The following is a 25,668-nucleotide window of genomic DNA, read 5'->3' on the forward strand; positions in this document are numbered from 1 at the left end:
GGTCAGGCTCCCTTTAGCCGGTAGTGGCTGACGCCCCAGACGGTTCCGTTACTGTCGCCGAACAGGCCGGCCGTGGCCATGAAGAACCGGCGCCAGCGACGCATCCACAGGGCGTGATCGGCGCCGTAGACCTCCGTCATCAGCCCGCGAATCTCATCGACGTTGGCGTCGAAGTTCACCAGCCAGTCGTCGGCCGTACGCTGATAGTGGGTTCCGCTCCAGCGCCAGTCGTGTTCGACCTCGAAGAGATCGGCGTACTGGCGGATCAGATTGTGGCTGGGCATGACGCCGCCGGTGAAGAAATGCTGGGCGATAAAGTCGCTGTCGTCCGAAACCTCGAAACGATAGGGCGCGTCGACGTGGCTGAAGACGTGCAGGAACAGGCGGCCGTCGGGCTTCAGCCAGGTCCGGGCGCGGGTGAGCAGGGCGCGCCAGTTGGCCATGTGCTCGAACATCTCGACCGAGACGATCCGATCGAAGGTCCGGTCGATGGTGAAGACGTTCATGTCGGCGGTCACGATTGTCAGATTGGTCAGGCCCCGCGCCGCCGCCTCCGCATCGATGAAGGCCTTCTGGCTGCGGGAGTTGGAGACGGCCGTGATGGTCGAGGCCGGGTAGTGCTCGGCCATCCAGAGGGACAGGGACCCCCAGCCGCAGCCGAGCTCGAGGATGGCCTGGCCGTCCTGAAGGTCCGCGTGTTCGCAGGTCATCCGAAGCGCGGAGGCCTCGGCCTCGCCCAGAGTCGCGGTCGGGGTCTCGTAGAAACAGCTGGAGTATTTGCGGTGCGGGCCGAGGCAGAGCTGGAAGAAGCGGGCGGGCAGTTCGTAGTGCTGCTCATTCGCCGCGTCCGTATGTTCCGCGACCGGTCGGGCGGCCATTTCGACGGCGAAGCGGGCGTCGTCTTCTGGCGCGGAAGCGTAGGTCTTGCGCGCGTTGGCGACCAGGAGCGCGATGGCGGGTCGCGTGATGAAATCCGGGAAAGGCGCGTCCTGCAGACGGTTCACGCGTTCGGCGATCAGTTTCATGGCGTGGGTCTCAGCGCTGGATCAGTTGGCGAGTGGGCAGGCCCAGTTCGGCCATGCGGCCGCGAAGCTGGGTCTGTTGGGCGGCGCTCATGGTCGGGCTGCGCGACAGCAGGGCCGGGAACCGGCCATCGGCGGTGGTGGCGATCATCCAGCTGTAGTCGGGGGCGACATCGATGACCCAGTAGCGCTGACGGATCAGGCCGGCGAAGAAGCTGGCCTCGAACTTGGCGTTGGTGGTGGTGTCGGTGACGCGGGCGCGGGTGTTGAAGGTGGTCACCCGGCCGTCGCGCGAGCCGCGATGGCACGACTGGACGATGGAGAAGTCGTTGGACGCGCGGCGGCTCCAGACCTGGCTGGCGGCGAAGCAGTCCCGCTGATGGTCGTTCGGGCTTCGCAGGATCTCGTGCCAGCGGCCCATGAAGCGGTCGAGATCGATGGTGCGGCGCGGCTCGGGCGCATCGGCAGAGGCGGCGGTGGCGATCAGCAGCAGAAGGGCGGTCGCGAGGATGGCGGCTCTAGGCATGTCGGGCTCCGGTTGAGGGTTCGGACGGTCCCCCGACCGTGACGGGATGGGCGGGCGTGACGCCGCCGCGCAGACGCAGGCCCTTGAGCAGCAGACGCACCGCCTCCCAATGGATGCCGGCGATGACCTTCAGGGTCAGCAGCGGATGAGACAGCCAGGCGCGGCGCAGGTTGGCGTCCGTCATTTCGGCGCGGAGGCCGGAGAAGCCTGTGAACAGAAGCGGGCCTTCGGCGTCGTCGACGGTGATCGAGACGCGCGCGGTATCGCCCTGGACCGCAGCGGGCGGATCGACCTCGAAGCGATAGGTCAGGTCCATGTCCATGAAGGGCGAGACGTGGAAGGCCTTGTCCACCGCCTGGCGCACCGGGCCTGACGCGACGCCGACCGGCATTAGGTAGGAATGGCGGCCGCCGAAGGTGTTGGAGACCTCGTACAGGATCGCCGTCAGCCGGTCCGACGCGTCGTGGCAGAAATAGACGCTCAACGGGTTGAAGCCGTAGCCGAGGATGCGCGGCAGGGTGAGGAGCTGGATGCGACCGCCTGTCGGCATGTCGGCGTCGATCAGGCGGCGTTCGATCTGGGCTTTCAGCGGCGTGACGGAGTCGTCGCCGTGATCCTGTTGGCGCAGGGTCATCAGGCCGAACCGGCCCGAGCCGAGCCAGCGCAGACGACCGGTCAGGGCGTCCCACTCGTCCAGATCGATCAGCAGCATGAAGAGGCGATAACGCAGCGCATGGGCGCGCGGCCGGACGCGACGGTGGAACACCGTGCCGGAATAGACGCCGGACCGGACCGCCGCCTGGGTCATGCGACGGCGACCGTGGGCCGGGGCAGGGGGATGCGGGCGCTTTCGTTCTCGACGGTCCAGGGACGGCGCACGCCGCCGATGGCCTCGGCGACGGCCAGACCGGCCTGAAGCCCGTCCTCATGGAAGCCCGAGCCGAACCAGGCGCCGCAGAACCAGGTGTTCTTCCGGCCCTGCAAGGAACCGAGATCACGCTGAGCCGTCAGGGCGGTGGCGTTGAAGATGGGATGGTCGAACTCGCGGTCCGCCAGGACCACGGCAGGGTCCGGCTCGCGGTCGGGGTTCAGGGTGACGAACAGGTCCGGGCCGGGCAGGCCCTGGAGCAGGTTCATCCAGTAGGTGACGCTGGCGCCCGCGGTGTCGCCGGGATTTCCGCCGACATAGTTCCAGGCGGCCCAGGCCTTTTGCCGACGCGGCATCAGGCTGCGATCCCGGTGCAGGATCACGCGGTTGCGGCCATAGGCCATGGGCGTCAGCAGGCGGCGCTCTTCGGCGCTGGGTTCGGCCAGGATGGCGAGGGCCTGGTCGGAATGGAGGGCAAGGACGACCTCGTCGAACCGCTCTGCGCCGCGGCGGCTGTGAACCGTGACGCCCTGAGCGTCGCGCTCGATCCGGGTGACCGGCGAGGCGAGGTGGGTCTGGCCCCTGAACCCTGCGGCCAGCGCCTGGACGTATCGCGTGCTGCCCCCTGCGACCGTGCGCCAGTTCGGCGCCATGTCGACTTCGAGCAGGCGGTGGTTCTGGTAGAAGCGGATGAAGGCGGCGGCGGGATAGTCGGCCATCTGGCGCGGCGTCGACGACCAGATCGCCGCCGCTTGGGGCAAGAGATGCAGTTCGCGGAAGGCCCGACCGTAATTGCGATCGTCGAGATACTGGCCCAGCGAACACAGCGAACGGTCCAGTTCGTCGAGATCGCCGACCGCCGTCCGGTGGAACCGCGTCACGTCGAGCAGCATGCGCAGGAAGCGTGGATTGGCGAGATTGCGCTTCTGGGCAAACAGACCGGCGACGCCGTGGCTGGAGTATTCGAAGCCGCCGTCGTCCATCGAAACCGCGAAGGACATATGGGCTTCGGTGCTGGCGACGCCGAGATGGTCGAGAAGGGCCGTGAAGTTCGGGTAGTTGGGCGGGTTGTAGACGATGAAGCCGGTATCGACGGCGACCGGGCCGTCCGGCGACGGCGCCTGAACGGTGCAGGAGTGACCGCCCAGCCTGTCTTCGGCCTCGAACAGCACAACCTCGTGCCGCTGTGACAGAAGCCAGGCCGCGGAGAGGCCGGAGATCCCGGCGCCGACCACGGCGATCCGTTTGGCCGGGCCGGCGGCGTCTTGTTGAAGTCGATCGAACATCCGGGCGTCCTGGGGGCTGGGATCCTGAGCGCTTGAAACTACGGCCGGGTCGGGGCGCCGGACGCCTCGACGACCATATGGACGACGTCGATCCGCTGGGAGATGAAGCCCGCCTCGCAGTAGGCGAGATAGTAGCGCCACAGGCGGCGGAACCGCTCGTCGCGCCCCGATGACCCGCCGGCATCGAAGGCCAGGCGCCAGCGGCGCAGGGTCTCGGCATAGTCTCGACCGAAGCGGCGCACGACCCTGGACGACAGACCCGAGGCCGAGGTCACCTCGGCCAGCCGTTCTTCGGAGGGGAGCATGCCGCCCGGGAAGACGTGCATCTGGATGAAGTCGGGCCGCTGTCGATAGACCGGCAGGAGCTCGTCCCGGATGGTGATGATCTGGAGGGCGGCGCGACCTTCCGGCGTCAGGCGGTCGCGCAGGGTCTGGAAGAAGGTCGGCCAATAGGCCTCGCCCACCGCCTCGAACATCTCGACCGAGACGATGCGATCGAAAGTCCCGGGGACGTCGCGATAGTCGATCAACTCGATCGAGACGCGGTCGGCCAGGCCGGCGCGGCGAATGCGTTGTTCGGCGTAGGCCTTCTGCGACGGCGACAGGGTGATGGCGGTGACGGTGGCGCCGCGCTCGCGGGCCAGATATTCGGCGAACCCGCCCCAGCCGCATCCGATCTCCAGCACCGACTGGCCGGATCGGATGTCGCAGGCGTCGGCGAGGGCGGCGTACTTGGCGGTCTGTGCGTCTTCCAGCGCCTGGTCCGGGCTTTCGAAGAGGGCGGCCGAATAGGTCATCCCCCCGTCCAGCCACCCGGCATAGAAGTCGTTGCCGAGGTCGTAGTGGGCCACGATGTTCTTGCGCGATCCACGCCGCGTGTTCGGGGTCAGGGCATGCAGGATCGCGTCGAGCCCGCGCGCCAGCGGATTGCCGCCGATGATCTTTTCGAGGTGGTCGTAGTTGTCGGCGAAGGCGAGCAGCAGGGCCGTCAGATCGGGCGTATCCCAGTCGCCGGCGACATAGCCTTCCGCAAAACCGATATCGCCACGCGTGATCAGGCGTCGCACGGCCCGCCAGCGCTTCATGTGCCAGACAGGACTGTCGGACGTGGCGGTGGAAGTGTCGCCGATGCGCTGTGTCCGTCCCGCGGGGTCGATCAGCACGAGGCCGCCCACCCGCCAGAGCGCCGCGATCAGACCCAGGATCGGAGCGCCGCCTTTGACGTTCCGTGCGGAGACGTCGCGGGAAAGGGACGGAGCGAATTCGGCTTGGCTCATGGGCTTATCCAAGGAGGCGGTATCGAGAGTTACGGTCTGGTGCCGTCCAGAGATGCGAACTACGTGCGGCGGTTTCTCCTGTATCGCCCCTATGGCCAGAGCCTGAGAGCGGCAAGACGTCGCTGGCGGACGGGGCGCAGTATTTCGCCCGATCGATGGTCTCGGCCCTTGGCGCGTCAGGTCACCGGCCACTAAGCCGAGATCAGGAGCGGCAGGCTTTGCCAGACCACCGCGACGGCGGCGACGATGCTGCCGCCGGTCCCGAGCCTGCGCACCAAGGGGGAGGCGTCCTTCGCGCGGTATCCGATCCATGCCAGCGCTGCGAGGCCGAGCGCCGATCCTGCAAGTCCGGCGATCGACCAGAGGCGTCGGGTCTCAGGTTCGGAAATATCCGCGACGCTGGCGAAGCCGTAGATCAGCAGGAAGTGCAGCGTCCAGACAATCAGCCCACCCAGGATGAGGCCCCAGTCGCGCATCAGGCCAGGCCTGGGAACAGACGGGTGAGCAGAAGCCCGACCAGGCTCTGGCCCGCCGCATAGACGACGAACAGGCCGACGATCTCCAGGGTCGCAGGGCGGCTGGATGCGATCCGGCCGAACAGCCAGCGGAGCAGGATGTAGAGGTTCATGATCGCGACCACGATGACGAAGAAGCCCTGCCAGGCCAGGAAGTTGTAGACGGTCGCGCCCTGGCCCGAGGTCGTGGGCAGAAGGCCGGTCGCGAGCCAGCCGGTCAGGTCCAGGCCCCAGGCCGAGGCGAGGGCGGCGCCGGCGGCGATCATCAGGAAGGTAGCGATCACCGGGCTTCGCGGACGGTCGAAGACGAGGGCGCGATTGGAGGCGAAGGCCAGGGCGATGGCGACCAGGTTCAGCAGAACGGGCGCGGCCAGGGTCGTGATCTCGGGCGGCGGGGCCCAGGCGGACGGGTTGCGGCTCCAGAGAAAGACGTAGCTGAAGCCACTCATGGCCAGGACCATGCCGGCGACGATCAGGGTGATGACCGTGGCCCACCAGCCGGTACTGGACGGGCCGCTGCGGTAGGTCGGGAGGGTGACGCCCGCGCCGATGTCGGCGTCTCGCTCGCGCCGCTGCGTACCGGGGCCGCCGGGCGGCAGGTCCATGAACCAGGCCCACTGCATCATCGTCCAGATCATCAGGCCCAGGCTGATGAAGGACAGGACATAGGCCTGGACGGTCAGGAGGAGGAAGAAGCCCGCCGTGAAGACGGCCGCCCAGATGTACCAGCCCGACGGCGTGGGCATGCGCTGCACATACTGCGGCTCCGCGTTCAGGGTGGAGGTGACCAGGGTCTCGCGCCCGCCGGTTGCGCTTCCGGGCAGGAACCAGCGACCCTCGGGGACTTCCTTGACCAGACCGGGCTGATCCCAGACCGGGTAGCGGGACGTGATGCGCGGGATGCTGCGGATCGAATAGAGGGCGTTGGGCAGCCACTCCATGCCGCCACCGTCGTAGATGTTGCCGGCGGTCCTGTCGCCGAAGGGGCGGAAGTTGCGGACCATGTCGATGATCCAGATGAGCACCGCGATCGCGAAGAGGAAGGCGCCGATGGTCGAGATGAGATTGGTCAGCTCCCACTGACGGCCCGGCAGGTAGGTGTAGACGCGCCTCGGCATCCCCATCAGTCCGGTCAGGTGCATGGGCAGGAAGGTGACGTGCATGCCGATGAACATCAGCCAGAAGGTCCACTTGCCGAGCCGCTCGCTGAGGGGGCGGGAGGAGACCATGCCCATCCAGTAGTAGAGGGCGGCGAACAGCGGGAAGACCATGCCGCCGATCAGGACGTAATGCAGGTGGGCGACGATGAAATAGGTGTCGTGGGCCTGCCAGTCGAACGGGACCATGGCGACCATGACGCCGGTCAGACCGCCCATGACGAAGATCACGAGCGAGCCCAGGATGAACAGGCCGGGCGTGTTGAAGCGCATCTTTCCCGCCGCCAGGGTGGCGATCCAGGCGAAGACCTGGATGCCGGCCGGCAGGCTGACGGCCATGGAGGCCGAGGCGAAGAAGCCGATCGACATCTCCGGCATGCCCGTCGCGAACATGTGGTGGGCCCAGACGCCGAAACTGATGAAGCCCGTCGCCAGCATGGCCAGGACGACGAGCCGGTAGCCGACCAGGGGCGTCCGCGCGATCGCGGGAATCATGGTCGACATGGCGCCCGCCGCCGGCAGGAAGATGATGTAGACCTCCGGGTGGCCGAAGAACCAGAAGAGGTGCTGCCACAGCATCGGATCGCCGCCGCGCAGGGGGTCGAAGAAGGGCCAGTTGAAGGCTCGTTCCAGCTCCATCAGGGTGGTGGCCAGGATCACCGACGGGAAGGCGATGATGATCATCACCGCGAAGATCAGCATGGCCCAGGCGAAGATCGGCATCTTGTCCAGCGTCATGCCGGGTGCGCGGGTGCGGAGCACGCCGACGATGATCTCGATGGCCCCAGCGATGGCCGAGATCTCGATGAAGCCGATGCCCAGGAGCCAGAAGTCGGCGTTGATGCCCGGCGAATAGGTGGTGTTGGTCAGGGGCGGGTACATGAACCAGCCGCCGTTGGGCGCCAGTCCGAAGAAGATCGAGCAGAAGAAGGCCAGGCCCCCGATCAGATAGGCCCAGAAGGCGTAGGCGCTCAGGCGCGGGAAGGGCAGGTCGCGAGAGCCGATCATCTGGGGCAGCAGCAGGACGCCCAGCGCCTCCACCGCCGGCACCGCGAACAGGAACATCATGATGGTCCCGTGCATGGTGAAGAGTTGGTTATAGGTCTCCTGCGGCAGGAAGCCGTTCAGCGGCAGGGCCAGCTGGGTGCGCAACAGGAGCGCCAGGACCCCGGCCAGGACGAAGAACAGCATGGCCGCGCCGACGTAGTAGACGCCGACGTAGTTGTTGTTCAGGGCGGTGATCCACTGCCAGCCCTTTGGCGCGCACCAGATACGCTCGAGCTCTTCCAGCTCACCGTCGGGACGGGGCTCGGTCGTCGGGAAACGATCGTAAAGACGGGTGTCGAAGCCGGTCTCGGACGGCGCCGGATCAGGCGTCTCGCGGTCGGTCATTTCAGGCTTTCGAGATAGGCGGAGACGTCGCGCAGTTCCTGGCCCGTCAGGACCGGATAGGCGGGCATGCGGTTGCCGGGCTTGATGGCCTGGCTGTCGGAGATCCAGCCGGCCATGGTCCCCTGATTATTGGGCAGGATGCCGGCGCCGAGGGTCCGGCGCGATCCGACATGCGTCAGGTCCGGGCCGGCCGTGCCGTTGAAGGTCGTGCCCCGGATGGTGTGGCAGGCGCCGCAGCCGGCGCGGTCGAAGACGCCAGCGCCTGCCGGAAGTGCGGTGGGGGCGGCGGGCTGGGCCGCGCGGGCGCGCCAGGCGTCGAAGTCGGCGGGTTGATGGGCGACGACGACCAGGCCCATCAGGGCGTGGGGCCCGCCGCAGTATTCGGCGCACTGGCCCCCGAAGGCTCCGGCTTCGTCGGCCTGAAGGCGCAGGATGTTCCGGCGGCCGGGGATCATGTCCATCTTGCCGCCCAGGCGGGGCACCCAGAAGCTGTGGATCACGTCGGCGCTGTCGAGTTCGAAGACCACGGGGCGGCCCACTGGGATGTGGACCTCGTTGGCGTCCTGCAGCACCTCATTGCCCTGGTCGTCGAGATAGGCCACGCGCCACCACCACATCTCGCCAGTGACGCGGATGCGCATCTCGCCGGGTTGAGGCGCGACGCTGAGCTGGCGCGTGGTGGTCAGGCCGTAGACGAGCAGGCCTGTCAGGACGACGGCCGGGAAGACGAAGCCGGCGATCAGGATCATCCTCTCTCCGCCCAGCGCCTTGCGCCAGCGGCGCGGCCCGAACAGGGCCAGCCACAAGGAGACCAGGACCACCAGGGTCACGATCACCACCATGGCGATCAGCACCCAGCTGAGGGTGTTCAGCGGCCCGGACATCGGTCCGGCCGGGTTCATGGCCGGCGGGGGCCAGCCCTCAAGTCCGCGACCGGCGGTCATCGCAGGGTATAGAGGTAGGCCGCGACATCGCGGGCTTCGGCGTCGGTGATCGGCATGGGCGGCATTCCGGTCTCGGGCGACAGGGACGGCGCATCGCGCAGCCACTGGACCAGGGTGTCGGGTTGATTGGGCAGGCGGCCCGCGATCAGCGAGCGCTCGGCGAAGCGGTCCAGCGATCCGCCGACCGAGCCTTGCGGCCAGGCGACGCCGGGGATGCGGTGACAGGCTGCGCAGCCGACGCGCTCGACGACCGCCAGACCGCGCGCAGCATCGGCGCCCGCGATTACGCGGGGCGCATCGGTCTTGTCGGCACAGGCGCAGAGCGACATCAGGGCAAAGGCCATTGCCGCCCTCATGCGAGCTCGCGGTGACTGGCGGATGGTGTCATGACGGGCCCCTTCGGGCGAGGGAATACGCAGCCGCGGCTACGGTTCCGGGAACCTTGACGATATCGCTCCGTTGCCGAGGCGTGTCCTTGCCCATCCGCCTTACCGCCACCGGTCTTCTGCTCGCCTTCGGCGGGTGCTCCCTGCCGTCGAACGAGACGGGAGAGGCGCTGACGCGGACGGGCGAACTCGTGGCCATGAGCGGTGGCGACGGCGGATCGGGCAACGCCTGTTTCACCTGTCACGGCCTGGATGGGATGGGCGACGGGATATCGGTTCCACGGCTGGCGGGGCTGGATGCGGGCTATCTGCAGAAGCAGATGGAGGACTACGCCGCCGACCTTCGTCACGATGACGCCATGACCCGCATCGCGGGCCGGCTGGATCAGAGGCAGAGACGGGCGGTTGCGGCCTTCTATGCGGACATGCCGCCGCAAGCGGCGAGCAGTCCATCGACGCCGCCGCCTGCGATCTGGCTGCGCGGCGATCCGTCGCGGGGCGTCACGGCCTGTGCGAGCTGTCACGGCGTGGACGGTCTGGGCATCGGCACCGGTAACCCGGCGGTGGCGGGACAGCCGGCGGCCTACACCGTCGAACAGATCGCGCGATGGCAGGACGGCAAGCGGCGCAACGAGGCGCGGGGCGTCATGGCGCAGGCCGTCGCGAACCTGACCGAGGGCGAAGCCGTCGCCATAGGCCGCTGGCTAGCGCGCCAACCTGTTTCTCCAGCGCCCGGTAGCGACGCTGCCAGGCTGTCCGTCGCCGCGTCGGCAGCGGCACGACCGGCGCCATTGCATGAAGCACATCGTCCCGATCGATGATCTGGTGCTTCAGCGCCGCCCCGGCGTGGATCGGGATGAGCAGCAGAAGCGAGACGATCAAGCCCCAGTGCATCCACTCGGCCGCGTTCTCGATCCACCACAGCAGGGGGTTGGACAGGGTCTGCATCGGCATCAGCGGCCAGTCGAACCAGCCGAGAAACGTCAGCTGCTGATCCCGCGCCGTCGCCGAGACCATGGCCCAGCCGGTCAGCGGCAGGCCGATAAGACAGGTGTAGAAGACATAGTGGGTAACGTGGGCGGCGGTGCTTTCCCACCCCGGCTTGTCCGCATCGTTGATCAGGTTCGGCGCGAAGGTGCGCCACCCCAGCCGCGCCAGGGCGAGGACCAGCATCAGGACGCCGACGAAGAAGTGGACTTCATAGGCCGCGACCTTGCCGCCTCCGACGGCGATCCGGCCCATCCACCAGCCCCAGCCGAGCTGGAAGACCACCAGCGCCGCCATGGTCCAGTGGAAGGCGATACCGACGGGGGAGTAGCGGCCTTCGTCCTGGTGTCCGGCGGCCCATTCGAAGACGTTCAGGATTAGCCGGTCGATCACGCGGGGTGTCTCGCGGTGGTGACGGGATCGGGGCCGATCCAGCGGGCGACCTGGATCAGGGCGGCGACCAGATAGATCCCGGCGGCCGGAGCCCACATGATCAGTCCGGCCATCTGTTGATCCTCGAGCGCGGTCAGGCCCCAAGGCTGGGTGGTCGCCAGGTGCGGGCCATAGACGGGCGTACCGGCGAAGACGAGCAGCGCCCCCAGCATCCCCATCTGAACCATGGTCAGGACGAGACCGAGAGCCGAGGCGGGCGCCGGCGCGGCGCGCACGACGACCCAGAACAGCACCGAGGCGCCGAGCAGGGTCAACTCCATCAGCGCGTAGACAAGGTCGCTGGAGAGGGCCGCTTCATAGAGGCTCGGCGCATGCCAGAACCAAAGGACCAGGGCCTGCAGCAGACCGGCGATCAGCACCGTCATGAAGCCCGGGCGGACGATGCGAGGCAGGGTCCAGGCGATCAGCGGCGCCGCAATGCAGATCAACAGGATGTGGTGCACGGTGCGGACGGCGAACAGGGCGGAAGACAGGGCGCAGATCGGGCTGATGAAGGCGACGGCGAGAACCAAGAGCGCCAGTCCGCCCGTTGTGCGGGCCTTGGCTTCGAGGGTTCGGCTCAGAGCCAGACCGACGACGCCGAGCCCGAGCGCCGTCAGGATCAGCGGGTCGAGATTCCATTGGCCCCACAGCCCGGATGGCAGTGGCGCGGGACCGCAGTACGGAATGGCCGGCAACTCGAACGCCATGCTGCGTCTTTCTCCTTGAGGCGGACTTCTCCAACGGTGACGCTGGCTGGACGTTCCGCGAGTCTTCGGCGGACCCGCGCGTGGGCGGGCGCCGACATCCGAAAGGCCCGTCTGAGATGACCGACTACATTCTGTATTACTGGTCTGCGCCGTTTCGAGGCCAGTTCATCCGAGCGGTCCTCGGCTGGGCCGGAAAGACGTGGGAGGAGGCCGGCGACGACAAGATCGCCGCCCTGATGGAAGGGCCTGTCGGGTCCATGCCGATACCCTTCATGGGGCCGCCGGTTCTGATGGATCGAGCGAACGATGTCGCCGTGTCGCAGATGCCGGCGATCCTGCTTTATCTCGGCGACAGCCTGGCTCTGATGCCGGAGGACCCGGCGGGCCGGGCGCTAACGATGAAGATCGTGTGCGATACCAACGACGTCATCGATGAACTGACCCGGGACGGCGGGAAATCGATGTGGACCCAGGATCAATGGGACGCGTATCAGCCGCGTCTGCGCAAGTGGATGTCCTTGTGGGAAGAAGTCGGGCGACAGAACGGCCTGGCGGCGGCGCAGGGTTTCCTGCTCGGCGGGCGGACGCCCGGCATGGCCGATGTGGTGACCGCGACGCTCTGGTCAACGATCGTCGATCGGTTCCCGGCGATCGGGAAGACGCTGGATGAGGCCGCCCCCTGCACGGCCGCCCTGGCGCGTCGCATCTCGGACCTGCCGGCCCTGACCAAGGTCGCCGACAAGGCCAGAGCGGACTACGGCGATCTGTGGTCGGGCGGTCAGATCGAAGACTCTTTGCGGGATGTGCTGGCCCGCTGAGACGATCGGTCGTCGCCTTTGATGAAACCAACCCCGCCCCAAGGGATTGCCCAAGTCCATGGACAGGCTGGAGGCGGGAATGCGGACGACGACATTGGGCGTGAGGCAGAGCGTGAGGGGGCTGTACGGGCTGATCCTCGGTTTTCCCGCAGCGCTCTTCACCATCGGCGTCCTGACCGACATCGCCTATCTGAACACCGCCGAGGTTCAGTGGACCAACTTCTCGCAGTGGCTGATCACCGGCGCCATGGTGTTCGGCGGCATAGCGGCGGCGTGGTCGCTGGTCGCTCTCCTTCTATCGCTTCGCACCTCCATCCGGCTGTGGAGGGTGGTCGAGTTCGGGGCTCTGGCCCTGATGTTCGTGCTCGGTTTGATCAACGCCTTCAAGCACAGCCAGGACGGCTGGAGCTCGGTCGGCGCCTTCGGTCTGACCCTCTCGATCCTGTGCAGCCTGCTGGCGCTGGCCGCCGCCTTCATCGCCATCTCCGGCGCTTCCGATGAGGATATCGCCCGATGATCCGCGCCACTCTCAGCGTCGCCTTCGCCGCGCTCGTTCTGGCCGCCTGCGGTGGCAGCGACCCAAGCGTCAACGAGACGGGGACCCAGCCGGACCTGCCCGACGTCCGACAGACCCTGATCCCGCCGATGAAGGTGACCGGCCCGACCGGCTGGGGCGATCAGGTCCCCACGGTTCCCGCCGGCTTCACCGTCACGGCCATGGCGACCGACCTTCAGATACCCCGCCAGATGCTGGTCCTTCCCAACGGCGATATCCTGATCGCCGAGGGCAGGGGTGGAAACGCGCCTCCGCTGCGGCCCAAGGACATCATCGCCGGGCCCATCAAGAAAAAGGGCAACACCCAGGTGGAGAGCGGCGACCGGCTGACGCTTCTGCGGGATGCGAACAACGACGGGCGTCCCGAGGTGAGGACCGTCTTCGCCGACAATCTGGACGCGCCCTACGGTCTGGCCTTCGTCGACGGGTATATCTACGTCGCCAATCAGGACGCCCTGGTGCGTATTCCCTGGACGCCGGGTCAGACCCGCGCGACCGCCGCGCCGGAGGAGGTCACCAAGCTTCCATCGCGGATCAACCACCACTGGACGAAGTCGCTGACGGTCAGCGCCGACGGCCAGACCCTGTATGTCGGCATCGGGTCGAACTCTAACGTCGGCGAGCGCGGCATGGCGGTAGAGGAAGAGCGTGCGGTGGTCTGGGCCATCGACCGCGCCACCGGCGCACGGCGCACCATGGCGACGGGCATCCGCAACCCGACGGCGCTGGCGATCGAGCCCACGACCGGCGCAGTCTGGGCCGTCGTCAACGAGCGTGATGAGCTCGGGCCGCAGCTTGTGCCCGACTATCTGACCTCGGTGCGCGAAGGTGCCTTCTACGGCTGGCCCTACAGCTACTGGGGTCGGAACGTGGATCCTCGCGTGATGCCGCAGAAACCTGAGCTGGTGGCGACCGCGATCGCGCCGGACTATGCCCTGGGGGCCCACGTCGCGGCGCTCGGTCTGTCGTTCGCGACCCAGGGCGGGTTCGGCGGCGGCTTCAGCCAAGGCGCCTTCGTCGGTCAGCACGGCAGCTGGAACCGCCAGGATCCCTCCGGCTACAAGGTCGTGTGGGTGCCGTTCTCAGCCGGTCGCCCGTCGGGCCCGCCGGTGGACTTCGCCACGGGCTTCCTCGGGGAAGACGGAGCGCGCGGCCGTCCGGTCGGTGTGGCGTTTGACCCCGCTCGGCGGATCCTGCTGGTGGCGGACGATCTGTCCAATACGATCTGGCGCATCGCGCCGGCCCGCGCTGCGCCTTGATCTGACCGGTAGGAAGGGCGGGTCGTCCACGCCGACCGCGCCAGAGCCTCACTACAAAACCAAGAACGGGCGGCCCGCAAGGACCGCCCGTTCTGTCGTTCGCCGGGATCAGGAGCCGCCGGCGATCCTTCGTCAGAACCGGTAGGTGACGCCGAAGCGCAGGTTCCGGCCCGGCTGGGGCGCGATGTCCTTCAGGAAGGAGGCGTGTTCGCGCGCCTCTTCGTCGGTCAGGTTGCGACCCTCGGCGAAGAGGGTGACGTTCTGGTCGTCGAACGGCCGCCAGGCGCCGAACAGATTGACCATCGTGTAGCTGTCGGTCGGGGTTTCGAACTCGGCGACCTCGTCCTGTTCGCCGACGTGGCGGACTTCCAGCGACAGGTCGATCGGCGCCGAGCCGTATTTGACGCGGCCGGTGAGCGAATAGGGCGGGATGCGCGCGGCGGGACCCAGGTCGGTGTCGGCATCGACATAGTCGGCGGCGGCCTCCAGGGTCACGACGCGATTGCCCGAGGTCCAGACGTCGTAGGCGGCCTCGGCTTCGAAGCCCCGGAAATCGGCGTCGGTCTGCTGATAGGCGAAGATCGGGAATTCCTCGATCTCACCGTCCTCGTCGAACGCGAAGGTCGCGCCGGTGTCTCGCACGTCGATGAAGCCGTCGTATTTCGATGCATAGACGTGCAGGTCGCCCCGGAAGGCCCCGCGATCAAAATGAACCGTGCCTTCGAGCGTGGTGACCTTCTCGCTGTCCAGGGTCGGATCACCGACTTCGTAGGCCGCTGTGGCGATGTGCAGGCCGTCGGCGAACAGCTCGACTTCCGACGGGGCGCGTTCGTTGCGGGCCAGGCTGAGGCCCAGGAACAGTCCCGTCGCGGGGCGCAGGAAGACGGCGCCCGAGGCCGACCAGTTGTCGAACTCGCGATCGACTTCCGCCGTGGTTCCGAACGGCGTCGCGGTCAGCGAGCGGCGATCGTAGCGCAGGCCGCCCTCGAAACCGTAGCCGTCACGGTCGAGCCGCTGCACCGTGTAGATGCCCGCCTCCTCGATCTTGCTCGACGGGATATAGGCTTCGTCGCCGATCGCGGAGAAGTCGCGCGACAGGGTCTGGACGCCGACGGCGCCGTTCCAGCCGTCCCGCTCGCGCTGGATCAGATCGACGCGCGCCTCGTAGCCGTCGGAGGCGAAGATGGTGCCCGGCTCGCCCACGTCCTCGAATTCGGTGTGGGTGTAGTCGGCCTGTCCGTAGGTCGCGCGGACCTCGCGGAACGGGCCGGTGTCGAAGCGGTAGCCGCCGCGCACGTCGACGCGCTGCTGCTCCAGCTCGATGAAAACGCTCTCTTCGGCGACGACGCCGTAGGTGCTGTCGGTTTCCTTGTAGGAGGCGCCGAGGAAGCCGTTGTCGCCCACATAGGAGGCGCCGACGCCATAGGCCTCAAGCTCTAAGAAGCTGTTGGGCAGGGTTCCGGTGTCTTCGCGCTCGACGCCGTCGGCCTCGGCCAGACGTTGGGAGATCGGCGAGGATGGGATCTCGTAGTCGCTCGCGTCCTTCTTCAAAGCGTCGAGGTGCAGGACAAAGCTGCCGAGGCCGATGTCGGCACGGCCCGAGAACAAGGAGCCCTCGTCGACGGTCGAGCCCTGGGCCGAGAGGTGGCCGTCGAGGCCGCCTTCTGGAAGCTCTTCGGGAATGCGGCCGTCGAGGATGTTCACCACGCCGCCGATGGCCGAACCGCCATAGACGAGGGTCGAGGGGCCGCGGATAATCTCGATGCGGTTGGACTCCGCCGGGTCGGCGGCGACCTGGTGGTCGGGCGACACCGAAGAGGCGTCGATCAGACCGACTCCGTTGGTCAGGACCTGGACGCGCGGACCGGTCAGGCCGCGAATGACGGGACGGCTGGCGCCCGGTGAGAAGGCGGTGGAGCGCACGCCGGGCGTCCCGTTCAAAAGGTCGCCGAGCGAGGCGGCGGGCGCGACGGCCAGGGCCTGTTCGTCGATCACGGTGGTGGCGATGGTCGTGGCGTTCTGGCTGATGCCGAACGGGACGCCGGTGACGATGACCTCATCGAGCTGCGCCGGCTCATCCTGTCGGATGGTCGTCCCGGTCTGAGCGGCGGCGACGCCGGTCAGTGCGATCCAGCTCGCGGCGGCGAGCAGGAGAGGGCGGTGGGCTTGATGAAGACGCATGAACTGGACCCGACGGTGGAGGAACTGTCCTGCTTGTTATGAAATAACATACCGTCAAGCAAGGGGGCTGACATGACCATCCTGTAATGCGGGCGTTCGGCGTCGGACCGTGGCCGGACCGGCCCGATCATCCGCCAACTCGCGCCCGGCCAGCAGCACGGTCCGCTAAGACGGGGTCGTCGCCCGCAGCCTTACCCGCCGGCCAGTTTGAGAACGCCGCGCAGCAGATAGGCGACGACGCCCAGGACGCCCACGCCCAGCACCCAGAGGGCGACGAACCAAAGGCCCTGCCGGAGCCCGTTTGTCGAGTCGCGACGCATCAGTGGTAACCGTCGTCGCCGACCTTGCCGCGGAACACCCAGTAGGCATAGGCGGTGTAGGCCAGGATGATCGGGATCAGGATCAGGGCACCGACCAGCATGAACAGCTGGCTGGAGGCCGGGGCGGCGGCCTGCCACAGGGTGATTTCGTCCGGCACGGCGTAGGGGAAGACGCTGACGCCCAGCCCCGCGAAGGTGACGGCGAACAGGGCCAGCGACAGCAGGAAGGGCCAGACCTCGCGCTTCTGACGCATGGTCCAGAAGAAGGCGGCCGCGACGATCAGAACGAGCACCGGCACCTGGGCCGTCAGAAGCACGCCGGGCCAGTCGAACCAGCGCCGGGCGTACTCGCCGTCGAGGAAGGGCGTGGCCAGGCTGACGGCGCCGATCATCAGTAGGGTCGCCGGACCCAGTTTCCAGGCTTGGGCGCGGGCGTGGGTCTGGAGCGCGCCTTCCGTTTTCATGTTCAGCCAGGTCGCGCCCAGAAGGGCGTAGCCGACGACGACGGCGGTGCCGGTCAGCAGGCTGAAGGGGCTCAGCCAGTCCCACCAGCCACCACCATAGGCGCGGCCGGACACCTCGACCCCTTGCAGGATGGCTCCCAGGATCACGCCCTGTGAGAAGGCGGCCAACAGCGAACCGCCGAAGAAGGCGATGTCCCAGACGGGCTTGGCCCGCACCGTGCGCCAGCGGTATTCAAAGGCGACGCCCCGGAAGACCAGGCCCAGCAGCATGGCGGTGATCGGCGTATAGACCGCCGGCATCAACACGGCGTAGGCGAGGGGAAAGGCCGCGAACAGGCCGCCGCCGCCCAGAATCAGCCAGGTCTCGTTGCCGTCCCACACCGGGGCGATCGAGTTCATGGCCTTGTCGCGCTGGTCCCCAGCCTTGAGCGTCGGGAACAGGATGCCGACGCCGAGGTCGAACCCGTCCATGACGATATAGGCGAAGACGGCGAAGGCCAGCAGCCCGGCCCAGACCAGGGTCAGATCAATGTTCATGATCGGTCTCCTTGCCCGTCGGGATGGGACGGTCGGGGTCGATGGCGGGGGCGGGGGTGATGCCCGCCGTGCGGATCGGCGTTTCCGCCACGCCCGGCTCGTCGCGATGCGGCGCATGGCTCATCAGACGCAGGATGTAAAAGACCCCGGCGCCGAACACCGTGAAATAGACCACGGCGAAGGCGGCCAGCGAACTGGCGACCGCAGGAGCGTCCAGTGGGGCGGCGCTGTCGGCGGTGCGGAGCAGCCCATAGACGGTCCAGGGCTGGCGGCCGACCTCCGTGGTGATCCAGCCCGCGAGGACTGCGACGAAACCCATCGGTCCCATGACCAGGGCGAAGCGGTGCAGCCAGGGCGCGTCGTAAAGGCGTTTGCGCAGGCGAGCATAGAGCCCCCAGAGCCCCAGCAGAAGCATGGCCATGCCCAGGCCGACCATGACGCGGAAGGACCAGAAGACGATCTCCACGGGCGGCCAGTCGGCGCGGGCGATGGTGTCCAGACCGGCCAGGGGCGCGTTCGGATCGTGCTTCAAGATCAGGGATGACAGCTTGGGGATCTCGACCGCACCGTGGACGGTGGCGGCTTCGCGATCGGGCAGGCCGAACAGGATCAGCGGCGCACCGTCGGGGTGGCTTTCGAAATGGCCTTCCATCGCCATGACCTTGGCGGGCTGGTGCTCCAGGGTATTCAGCCCGTGCATGTCGCCGATGAAGATCTGGACCGGGGCGGCGACCAGGATCATGCCCATGGCCATGGCGAACATCTTACGCGCGCCCTTGTTGGTCCGCTCCTTCATCAGGTGCCAGGCCCCGACTGCGCCGACCACGAGGCCGGTGGTCAGATAGGCCGCCAGCAGCATGTGGGCGAGGCGATAGGGGAAGGAGGGATTGAAGACGATCTTGAACCAGTCGGCCGGTACGAACTGGCCTACGTCGTTGATGGCGTAGCCTTGCGGCGTCTGCATCCAGCTATTGACCGACAGGATCCAGAAGGCCGAGGCGAAGGTGCCGATGGCGACCATCAGGGTTGCCACGAAGTGCAGCTTCTTGCCGACACGATCCAGGCCGAAAAGCATGACGCCCAGGAAACCCGCCTCCAGGAAGAAGGCGCTGAGCACCTCATAGGCCATCAGGGGGCCGATGACCGGTCCGGCCTTGTCGGAGAAGACCGACCAGTTGGTGCCGAACTGGTAGGACATGACCAGACCCGAGACGACGCCCATGCCGAAGGCCACGGCGAAGATCTTCAGCCAGTATTTGAACAGGTTAAGATAGAGGTCGCGCCCCGTCTTCAGCCACAGGGCCTCCAGCACCGCCAGATAGCTGGCCAGGCCGATGGAGAAGGCCGGGAAGACGATGTGAAAGGCGACGGTGAAGGCGAACTGCATCCGCGCCAGGATCAGGGCGTCAAGTTCCATGGTGTGGTCTCACCCGATCAGGCCGAGCGCGCCGGCGCTGCGGTAAAGCATATAGAAGGCGACGACGAAGATCAGCCCGGCGAACACTGTGTTCAATAGGCCTTTTTGTCCCGACAGGGCCTTGGCCAGCCGGGCGCCGACCAGGCCGCCCAGTACGCCGCCGCCGATGAAGACCGCCGCCAGGGGCCAGTCGACCCAGCCGTCCAGGGCGTAGTTGAAGGCCGTCGTCAGGCCGAAGGCCGTCACGCCGACCAGCGACGAGCCGACCGCATAGTAGATGGGCATGCGGGTCGAGACCATCAGGCCAGGGACGATCAGGAAGCCGCCGCCGATGCCGAAGAAGCCGGACATGATCCCCGTCAGGGTGCCGGCTCCCACGAGCTTCGGCGCATTGCCCGGCGTCAGGACCACGTCGGGGTCCCCCGAGGCCGAGCGGCCCCTCAGCATCAGCACCCCGACCACCAGCATCAGCGCGGCGAACAGAGCCAGCAGCTTCTGACCGTCCACCGCCTTGCCCAGGCTGGAGCCGAGAAAGGCGCCGAAGACGCCGGCCAAGGCGAACAGGCCGGCGATCTTCCATTTCACCGAGCCGTGACGCGCGTGGTTGAGCAGATTGGCGAAGGCGTTGGCGGCCACGGCGAAGGCGCTGGTGCCGATCGCCAGATGCGGATCCTTGACCCCGACAAGATAGACGATCAGCGGCACGGCCAGGATGGACCCGCCACCGCCGACCAGGCCGAGGGTGAAGCCGACGAGGCTGCCCGACAGGGCGCCGAGCACATACTGAACGGGTTCGAGCGTCATGCCGCGTCACGATGCTGGGGCTGGGCCATCCACTCGCGGCCCCTGAGCATGCCGTTCCAGTAGATCCACGGCAGAGCTTCGGACTTCAGCAGCCAGGACAGGCGTTGGGGCTTGGTGCCCTCGATGATCCAGCTGGGGAAGCTGGGAAGCAGTTTGCCGCCGTAGCCGAACTCCGCGAGCAGGATCTTGCCGCGCTCGACCGTCAACGGACAGGAGCCGTAACCGTCGTAGATGGCGGTCGGGGCCTTGCCGCCGAGGACGGCGATCAGGTTCTCGGCCACGACGGGCGCCTGTTTGCGGGCCGCGGCCATCGTCTTGGCGTTGGGCGTCGAACCGCCGTCGCCCAGACCGAAGACGTTCGCGTGCCGGACGTGCTGGAGACTGGCTTGATCGACATCGACATAGCCGGCCTCGTTGGCCAGGGGGCTGCGTGCGACGAAGTCCGGCGCCTTCTGCGGTGGCGTGACGTGGATCATGTCGAACGATTTGGTGACCTCGCCCCCCTTCTCCCTGAAGGTGGCGGTCCGGTCGGCGCCGTTGACGGCGATCAGAGTGGACTCGAACTGTAGGTCGATGCCGTAGCGACCGACGTATTCCATCAGCGGCGGCACGAATTCCTTGACCCCGAACAGGACCGCGCCGGCGTTGCGGAACTGGACGTCGATATCCTTGAGCACGCCGGTCCGCAGCCAGTGATCGCAGGACAGATACATCGCCTTCTGCGGCGCGCCGGCGCATTTGATGGGCATGGGCGGCTGGGTGAACAGGGCGGTCCCGCCCTTCAGGGTCTGCACCAGTTCCCAGGTGTAGGGGGCGGTCTCGTAGCTGTAGTTGGAGGTGACGCCGTTCTGGCCGAGCGTTTCGGGCAGGCCGTCGATCGCAGCCCAGTCCAGGGTGTTGCCGGGGGCCACGATCAGGGCGCGATAGCCGACCGCGCTGCCATCTTCTAGCGTGACCTGATCCCGCTCCGGCTCAAAGCTGGCGACCGCGCTCTTGATCCAGCGCACGCTCGCCGGGATCACGGACGCCTCAGCCCTTCGGGTGTCTTTCACGTCGAAGACGCCGCCGCCGACCATCGTCCAGCCGGGTTGATAGTCGTGGGTCTCGCGCGGCTCGATCACCACGATGTCGAGGCTGCGATCGCGGTCCAGCAGGGAAGCGGCGGTGGCCAGACCGGCCGATCCACCCCCGACGATGACGACGTCGGCACGCTCGGGCTGAGCGCCCGTCGGAGCGGTCATCCGCGTTTCCAACCGGGCACGCAGCGCTGAAAGATCATAACCCGCCCCGGCGGCGGTCCCGATCAGGGTGTCGGCCGGCTGCGCCCCGACCTGCGTCAGGGCCCAAAGCGTCGTCGAGCGTGTGCCGGTGCGGCAATAGGCGAGGACAGGCCCGTCGAGCCGCATCAGGGCGTCGGCCATGCTGGCGACGTCGCCGTCGCTGATCTTGCCGCCGACCGTCGGCACATGGGCAAAGCCCATGCCGTGGGACGCGGCCAGGGCCTGCATCTCGGCCGCGCTCGGCTGTCCCGGCTCCTCGCCGTCGGGTCGGTTGTCGATGATCGCGCGAAACCCGTCGTGAGCCGCCTGTGCGACGTCCGCCTCATGAAGTTGGGGCGAGACCGAGAGGGAGGGGGTGAGGGCCTTGAATGGCATGACGATCGTCCTTGAACGGGAATGTTCGGGTGGGGGCTCAGCGGCGCCGGGGCCGCGTGGACAGGCCGAACGGCATGTAGGCCGGGCAGGTCGCGGTCAGGCTGGTCAGCAGGAGGACAACGGCGACGACCCCGAGGACGAGGGCGAGCGTTCCGCCGATCAATCCCAGGCCATAGGCCCCGATGACGGCGGCGACGGCGGCGAGCCGGATGACCCGGTCGATCGTTCCCATGTTCTTCACGGCGAGAGTCCTTCGGGTTGAGAGGGGGCCGGCGCAGCCGATGCGACCGCGCCGGATTGCGACCTCAGGCGGCGATCGGCCGGGTCGAGAAATACCAGTCGGTGTATTTGAAGCCCTCGCCCTCGCGAGCATTCGCGGCTTCGACCGTCTTCGGCGGAGAGACGATGGCGTCATCGCCCGGCTGCCAACCGGCGGGGGTCGCCACGCCATTGGCGTCGCTTGCCTGCATGGCGGTGACCAGGCGGACGATCTCTGGGATCGAGCGTCCGTTGCTCATCGGATAGTAGAGCATGGCGCGCAGCACGCCTTCGGGATCGATGATGAAGGTGGCGCGCACGGCCGAGGTGTCGCTGGCCCCCTCGTGGATCATGCCGTAGGCGCGGGCGACGTCCATCTTCAGGTCTTCGATGATCGGAAAGGGGATCTCGACACCGAACTTCTCGGCGATGTTCCGCGTCCAGGCGATGTGCGAGAAAATGCTGTCGATCGACAGGCCCAGCAGTTCGCAGTTCTTCGTCTTCAGTTCCGCCGCGACACCGGCAAAGCCGATGAACTCCGTCGTGCAGACCGGGGTGAAATCGGACGGGTGCGAGAACAGCACCACCCATTTGCCCTTGTAGTCGGCCAGCGAGCGGTCTCCGTGGGTGGTCCTGGCCGAGAAGTTCGGGGCGGGCGCGTTCAGGCGCGGCAGGCCGACGGTGCTTTGGATATCAGACATTGGATGTCTCCAGGGAGGGCTGCTTCGCCGGGGCGGCTGGCAGCAGGCGGTGCAGGATCATCCCGCCCAGCATGGCCACGATGAAGATGGCGGCGGGGACAGGGGCGATGGCGAGGTCGGCGATGGCGGGGCCGGGGCACAGGCCGGCGATGCCCCAGCCGATGCCGAACAGGGCGGCTCCGCCGATCAGGCGGGGGTCGAGATCGCGCGCTGTGGGCAGGTCGAAGCGCTCGGCCGCCATGGGCGAACTCATGCGGTTTCGAACCCGCCAGGCTATGGCCATGGGGACCAGGGCACCGCCCATTACGAAGGCAAGCGTCGGGTCCCAGTCGCCGAACAGGTCCAGAAAGCCGCGCACGCGCTGCGGATCGGCCATGCCCGACACGGCCAGACCGGCGCCGAACAGGGCTCCGGCGAAAAGGGCTAGAGCGATCTGGCGCATCATCGGCCCATCCCCGTGGCGTTCATCACGGCGACCGTCACGAACCCCGCCAGCATGAAGGTGGCGGTCGCCACCAGTGATCTGGCCGACAGGCGCGACATGCCGCAGACGCCGTGACCGCTGGTGCAGCCCGAGCCCCAGCGGGTGCCGAAGCCGACCAGTAGGCCTCCGAGGATCAGGGCGGGCATGCCCTGCTCGAACCGCGCCATGACGGGGCCGCTCAGCAAGGCGACGAGACCCGCGCCGACCGGAAGTCCGATCACGAAGGCGATCGAAAGCGGCCGAGGTGCGCCATCCCGGGCAATCCCGGTGGCGCGCGCGGCCAGGCCGCTGATGCCTGCGATCCGGCCCAGGCCCAGCAGCATGACGGCGGAGGCGGCACCGATCATCAGTCCGCCGACGAGGCCCTGGGCCGGCATTGCGTTGGCGAGGAGGTCTCCCATCACAGCGCGTTCAGCGGGACCTTGAGGTAGCGCACCCCATTGTCCTCCGGCTCGGGCGGGCGGCCGCCGTTCATGTTCACCTGGACCGACGGCAGGATCAGCTTGGGCATGGGCAGGGTGGCGTCGCGCTGGGTGCGCATGGCGACGAATTCATCCTCGCTGACGCCGTCGCGGATATGGATGTTGCCGGTGCGCTGGGCGCCGATGGTGGTCTCCCAGGCGAACTCGGTCCGGCCCGGCGGCGCCTTGTAGTCGTGGCACAGGAAGACCCGCGCCTCGTCCGGCAGGGAGGTCAGGCGATGGATCGAGCGATACAGGGTCCCGGCGTCGCCGCCGGGGAAGTCGCAGCGCGCCGTGCCGTAGTCGGGCATGAACATGGTGTCGCCGGGAAAGACGGCGTCGCCGATGACATAGGCCAGACAGGCCGGGGTGTGGCCGGGCACATGCAGGACCGTGGCCTTCAGCCCGCCGATCTCGAACCGGTCGCCGTCGTTGAACAACTGGTCGAACTGGCTGCCGTCGCGGCGGAAGTCGGTCCCCTCGTTGAAGATCTTGCCGAAGACCGCCTGGACGGTGAGGATCTCATGGCCGATCGCCAACTGACCGCCCAACTTTTCCTGGAGATAGGGCGCCGCCGACAGGTGATCGGCATGGGCGTGGGTCTCCAGCAGCCACTGGACCGTGAGATCTTCGGATTTCACGTAATCGATGAGGGTGTCGGCCGAGGCGTGAGAGGTGCGGCCGGACGCCGGATCGTAGTCCAGAACGCTGTCGATGATAGCGCAGACGTCGGAGCCCGGGTCGCGCACGACGTGGCTGACGGTGAAGGTGGCCTCATCGAAGAAGGATGTGACGACAGGGCGTTGGCCGGGATCGGCAAGGGCGGCGCGCACCAGGTCGGCGGCGTGATCGCGGGCGGTATCGGCGGTGTTCGAGGACATGGGGCGTCTCCGTTCTGTGAGCGCAATAGATATACACATTCATACTTCATGCAAGTATGTATTCCACACTGGCGCGGAAGACCGGCAGGACCTAGCTTACGAACCATGGACACCATCCCTGATCCCGCCGCGATGCGCGCCCTGCGCATCAACGACCTGGCCCCCGACTTCACCGCGCGTACGACCCAGGGCGAAAAGCGCCTGAGCGACTATCGCGGACGCTGGCTGGTGCTGTTCTCGCATCCGGCGGACTTCACGCCGGTCTGCACCAGCGAGTTCGTTGCCCTGGCTCGGCAGGCCGAGGCCTTCGCGGCCATCGATTGCGATCTGATGGCCCTGTCGGTCGACAGTCTTTATTCCCATCTGGCCTGGTTGACGGACATCGATCGCCGCTTCGGCGTGAAGGTGCCGTTCCCGGTCATCGAGGACCCCTCCATGGCCATCGGCCACGCCTTCGGCATGGTGGACGCCGGATCGAGCGACAGCGCCACGGTGCGCGCCACCTTCGTGATCGATCCCGAAGGGATTGTGCGCGCCATCAGCTGGTACCCGATGAACATCGGTCGTTCGGTCGAGGAGTTGTTGCGTCTCGTCACCGCATTGCAGACCTCTGAGCGCGAGCAGGCGTCCACGCCGGCGGGCTGGTCGCCCGGCGACGCCTTGCTGGAACCCGCCGCAACCACCCTGGACGAGGCCATCGGCGACGGTGGCGGCGATCAGCCCTGGTACTATCGCGAGCGGCGCGCATGACCGACGATCAGGCCGCCGCCATGGAGCGGCTGAAGGAAAAGGCGCCGGAGGCCGCAGAGCTGCTGCGCCAGCTGGCCAACGCCAACCGGCTGCTGATCCTGTGCCATATCGCGGAAGAGGAACGTTCGGTGAGTCAGCTTGAGGCGGACCTGGGCATCAAGCAGCCGGCCCTGTCCCAGCAGCTGGCCGAACTGCGCCAGTACGGTCTGGTCAAGACTCGTCGTCAGTCGCGCTCGATCTTCTATTCGATCGCCGACGAGCGGGCCCAGGCGGTCATGGGCATGCTCTACGAAATCTTCTGTGGCGATGCGAAGGCGGTCGGCCCGCGCGCCGCCGCCCCGGCGACCCGTTCAGACGCTGCACCCCGCGGCGACACCGCGCAGTTCGCGCGCGTAATCGCCGTCACGCGTCGCTGACAGCAGACCGGCGCATGAGGCTCTCGTGAAAGGCTTCATCGACAACTTCGAGCGTCTGACGGAGGCGAACACGGACTTTCGTCGCGTTCTCCACACCGGACACGATATGCAGCTTGTGCTCATGGCCGTTGCGGCGAGGCCCGGCCGACATCGGAGCCAAGGTCACTTCCCGTCTCGTGAATGAGTGGAAGCGAGGGGCGGGCC

General features: G+C 67.4%; 27 protein-coding genes and 1 pseudogene. 6 read left to right on the forward strand and 22 right to left on the reverse strand.

Annotated elements, in window-relative coordinates:
- Positions 1–2 precede the first annotated feature (2 nt).
- The 9 genes from ACW171_RS01730 to ACW171_RS01770 all read right to left on the reverse strand — a co-directional run bounded on the left by ACW171_RS01730 (position 3) and on the right by ACW171_RS01770 (position 9,331).
- Positions 3–1,025, reverse strand: coding sequence for an SAM-dependent methyltransferase (locus ACW171_RS01730; protein WP_492095348.1), 1,023 nt, complete (start codon positions 1,023–1,025; stop codon positions 3–5).
- Between the two features lie 10 nt (positions 1,026–1,035).
- Positions 1,036–1,548: a lipocalin family protein gene (locus ACW171_RS01735; protein WP_492095350.1), complete on the reverse strand. Its 513-nt coding sequence runs from the start codon at positions 1,546–1,548 to the stop codon at positions 1,036–1,038.
- Complete coding sequence (locus ACW171_RS01740; protein WP_492095352.1) at positions 1,541–2,356, reverse strand: DUF1365 domain-containing protein; 816 nt, start codon at positions 2,354–2,356, stop codon at positions 1,541–1,543. The genes ACW171_RS01735 and ACW171_RS01740 overlap by 8 nt, the downstream gene beginning before the upstream one ends.
- Positions 2,353–3,702, reverse strand: a complete 1,350-nt coding sequence (locus ACW171_RS01745; RefSeq protein WP_492095354.1) for an NAD(P)/FAD-dependent oxidoreductase — start codon at positions 3,700–3,702, stop codon at positions 2,353–2,355. Before ACW171_RS01745 ends, ACW171_RS01740 begins: the two co-directional genes overlap by 4 nt.
- A 38-nt stretch (positions 3,703–3,740) precedes the next feature.
- Positions 3,741–4,979, reverse strand: coding sequence for a class I SAM-dependent methyltransferase (locus tag ACW171_RS01750; protein WP_492095355.1), 1,239 nt, complete (start codon positions 4,977–4,979; stop codon positions 3,741–3,743).
- Positions 4,980–5,170: 191 nt separating this feature from the next.
- Positions 5,171–5,455: a hypothetical protein gene (locus ACW171_RS01755; RefSeq protein ID WP_492095357.1), complete on the reverse strand. Its 285-nt coding sequence runs from the start codon at positions 5,453–5,455 to the stop codon at positions 5,171–5,173.
- A complete protein-coding gene (locus ACW171_RS01760) occupies positions 5,455–8,043 on the reverse strand; it encodes a cbb3-type cytochrome c oxidase subunit I (RefSeq protein WP_492095359.1) in 2,589 nt (862 codons plus the stop codon). Before ACW171_RS01760 ends, ACW171_RS01755 begins: the two co-directional genes overlap by 1 nt.
- Positions 8,040–8,987, reverse strand: coding sequence for a cytochrome c oxidase subunit II (gene coxB / locus ACW171_RS01765; RefSeq protein ID WP_492095361.1), 948 nt, complete (start codon positions 8,985–8,987; stop codon positions 8,040–8,042). Before coxB ends, ACW171_RS01760 begins: the two co-directional genes overlap by 4 nt.
- Entirely contained in the window at positions 8,984–9,331 is a 348-nt protein-coding gene (locus ACW171_RS01770) for a c-type cytochrome (RefSeq protein WP_492095363.1), read from the reverse strand. Before ACW171_RS01770 ends, coxB begins: the two co-directional genes overlap by 4 nt.
- A 239-nt stretch (positions 9,332–9,570) precedes the next feature.
- Here ACW171_RS01770 and ACW171_RS01775 point away from each other — a divergent pair.
- A pseudogene (locus ACW171_RS01775) lies at positions 9,571–9,996 on the forward strand (c-type cytochrome); the annotation flags it as partial.
- Positions 9,997–10,018: 22 nt separating this feature from the next.
- On the opposite strand, the gene ACW171_RS01780 reads toward ACW171_RS01775, so the two are convergent.
- The gene (locus ACW171_RS01780; RefSeq protein WP_492095365.1) at positions 10,019–10,753 is read right to left on the reverse strand and encodes a cytochrome b; all 735 of its coding nucleotides are present in this window, start codon (positions 10,751–10,753) and stop codon (positions 10,019–10,021) included.
- Positions 10,750–11,502 (reverse strand): cytochrome c oxidase assembly protein, encoded by a 753-nt coding sequence (locus tag ACW171_RS01785; RefSeq protein WP_492095367.1) that lies wholly within the window; start codon positions 11,500–11,502, stop codon positions 10,750–10,752. The genes ACW171_RS01780 and ACW171_RS01785 overlap by 4 nt, the downstream gene beginning before the upstream one ends.
- Positions 11,503–11,618: 116 nt before the next feature.
- On the opposite strand from ACW171_RS01785, the gene gst reads away from it, so the two are divergent.
- The 3 genes from gst to ACW171_RS01800 all read left to right on the forward strand — a co-directional run bounded on the left by gst (position 11,619) and on the right by ACW171_RS01800 (position 14,135).
- On the forward strand, positions 11,619–12,320 hold the full coding sequence (gst, locus tag ACW171_RS01790) for a glutathione transferase, Atu5508 family (RefSeq protein ID WP_492095369.1): 702 nt from the start codon (positions 11,619–11,621) through the stop codon (positions 12,318–12,320).
- A gap of 79 nt (positions 12,321–12,399) precedes the next feature.
- Positions 12,400–12,837 (forward strand): DUF2231 domain-containing protein, encoded by a 438-nt coding sequence (locus tag ACW171_RS01795; protein ID WP_492095371.1) that lies wholly within the window; start codon positions 12,400–12,402, stop codon positions 12,835–12,837.
- On the forward strand, positions 12,834–14,135 hold the full coding sequence (locus ACW171_RS01800) for a PQQ-dependent sugar dehydrogenase (RefSeq protein ID WP_492095373.1): 1,302 nt from the start codon (positions 12,834–12,836) through the stop codon (positions 14,133–14,135). Before ACW171_RS01795 ends, ACW171_RS01800 begins: the two co-directional genes overlap by 4 nt.
- A gap of 132 nt (positions 14,136–14,267) precedes the next feature.
- Here the strand turns inward: ACW171_RS01800 and ACW171_RS01805 are convergent, their stop codons facing one another.
- The 11 genes from ACW171_RS01805 to ACW171_RS01855 form a co-directional block, all read right to left on the reverse strand.
- Entirely contained in the window at positions 14,268–16,316 is a 2,049-nt protein-coding gene (locus ACW171_RS01805; protein ID WP_492095375.1) for a TonB-dependent receptor, read from the reverse strand.
- A 191-nt stretch (positions 16,317–16,507) separates the two neighbouring features.
- Positions 16,508–16,636 (reverse strand): hypothetical protein, encoded by a 129-nt coding sequence (locus ACW171_RS01810; RefSeq protein WP_492095376.1) that lies wholly within the window; start codon positions 16,634–16,636, stop codon positions 16,508–16,510.
- Positions 16,636–17,637, reverse strand: a complete 1,002-nt coding sequence (gene cydB, locus ACW171_RS01815) for a cytochrome d ubiquinol oxidase subunit II (RefSeq protein ID WP_492095378.1) — start codon at positions 17,635–17,637, stop codon at positions 16,636–16,638. The genes ACW171_RS01810 and cydB overlap by 1 nt, the downstream gene beginning before the upstream one ends.
- Positions 17,627–19,054 (reverse strand): cytochrome ubiquinol oxidase subunit I, encoded by a 1,428-nt coding sequence (locus tag ACW171_RS01820; protein ID WP_492095380.1) that lies wholly within the window; start codon positions 19,052–19,054, stop codon positions 17,627–17,629. Before ACW171_RS01820 ends, cydB begins: the two co-directional genes overlap by 11 nt.
- A 9-nt stretch (positions 19,055–19,063) precedes the next feature.
- Positions 19,064–19,858 carry a sulfite exporter TauE/SafE family protein gene (locus ACW171_RS01825; RefSeq protein WP_492095382.1) on the reverse strand — a complete coding sequence of 265 codons (795 nt, stop codon included), beginning with the start codon at positions 19,856–19,858 and terminating at the stop codon, positions 19,064–19,066.
- Positions 19,855–21,513 (reverse strand): bifunctional protein tyrosine phosphatase family protein/NAD(P)/FAD-dependent oxidoreductase, encoded by a 1,659-nt coding sequence (locus ACW171_RS01830; protein WP_492095383.1) that lies wholly within the window; start codon positions 21,511–21,513, stop codon positions 19,855–19,857. Before ACW171_RS01830 ends, ACW171_RS01825 begins: the two co-directional genes overlap by 4 nt.
- A gap of 37 nt (positions 21,514–21,550) precedes the next feature.
- Entirely contained in the window at positions 21,551–21,745 is a 195-nt protein-coding gene (locus tag ACW171_RS01835; RefSeq protein ID WP_492096573.1) for a YgaP family membrane protein, read from the reverse strand.
- Between the two features lie 73 nt (positions 21,746–21,818).
- Positions 21,819–22,472 carry a peroxiredoxin gene (locus ACW171_RS01840; protein WP_492095385.1) on the reverse strand — a complete coding sequence of 218 codons (654 nt, stop codon included), beginning with the start codon at positions 22,470–22,472 and terminating at the stop codon, positions 21,819–21,821.
- Positions 22,465–22,914 carry a DUF6691 family protein gene (locus ACW171_RS01845; protein WP_492095387.1) on the reverse strand — a complete coding sequence of 150 codons (450 nt, stop codon included), beginning with the start codon at positions 22,912–22,914 and terminating at the stop codon, positions 22,465–22,467. The genes ACW171_RS01840 and ACW171_RS01845 overlap by 8 nt, the downstream gene beginning before the upstream one ends.
- Positions 22,914–23,357 (reverse strand): YeeE/YedE family protein, encoded by a 444-nt coding sequence (locus ACW171_RS01850; RefSeq protein WP_492095388.1) that lies wholly within the window; start codon positions 23,355–23,357, stop codon positions 22,914–22,916. The genes ACW171_RS01845 and ACW171_RS01850 overlap by 1 nt, the downstream gene beginning before the upstream one ends.
- Positions 23,357–24,298 carry an MBL fold metallo-hydrolase gene (locus tag ACW171_RS01855; RefSeq protein WP_492095390.1) on the reverse strand — a complete coding sequence of 314 codons (942 nt, stop codon included), beginning with the start codon at positions 24,296–24,298 and terminating at the stop codon, positions 23,357–23,359. Before ACW171_RS01855 ends, ACW171_RS01850 begins: the two co-directional genes overlap by 1 nt.
- Positions 24,299–24,403: 105 nt before the next feature.
- Between ACW171_RS01855 and ACW171_RS01860 the strand changes: the two genes are divergently transcribed.
- Positions 24,404–25,048, forward strand: coding sequence for a peroxiredoxin (locus tag ACW171_RS01860; protein ID WP_492095392.1), 645 nt, complete (start codon positions 24,404–24,406; stop codon positions 25,046–25,048).
- On the forward strand, positions 25,045–25,464 hold the full coding sequence (locus ACW171_RS01865) for a metalloregulator ArsR/SmtB family transcription factor (protein ID WP_492095394.1): 420 nt from the start codon (positions 25,045–25,047) through the stop codon (positions 25,462–25,464). Before ACW171_RS01860 ends, ACW171_RS01865 begins: the two co-directional genes overlap by 4 nt.
- Positions 25,465–25,668: the final 204 nt, after the last annotated feature.

The sequence above is a fragment of the Brevundimonas sp. FV1ye28 genome (genome assembly GCF_058681135.1).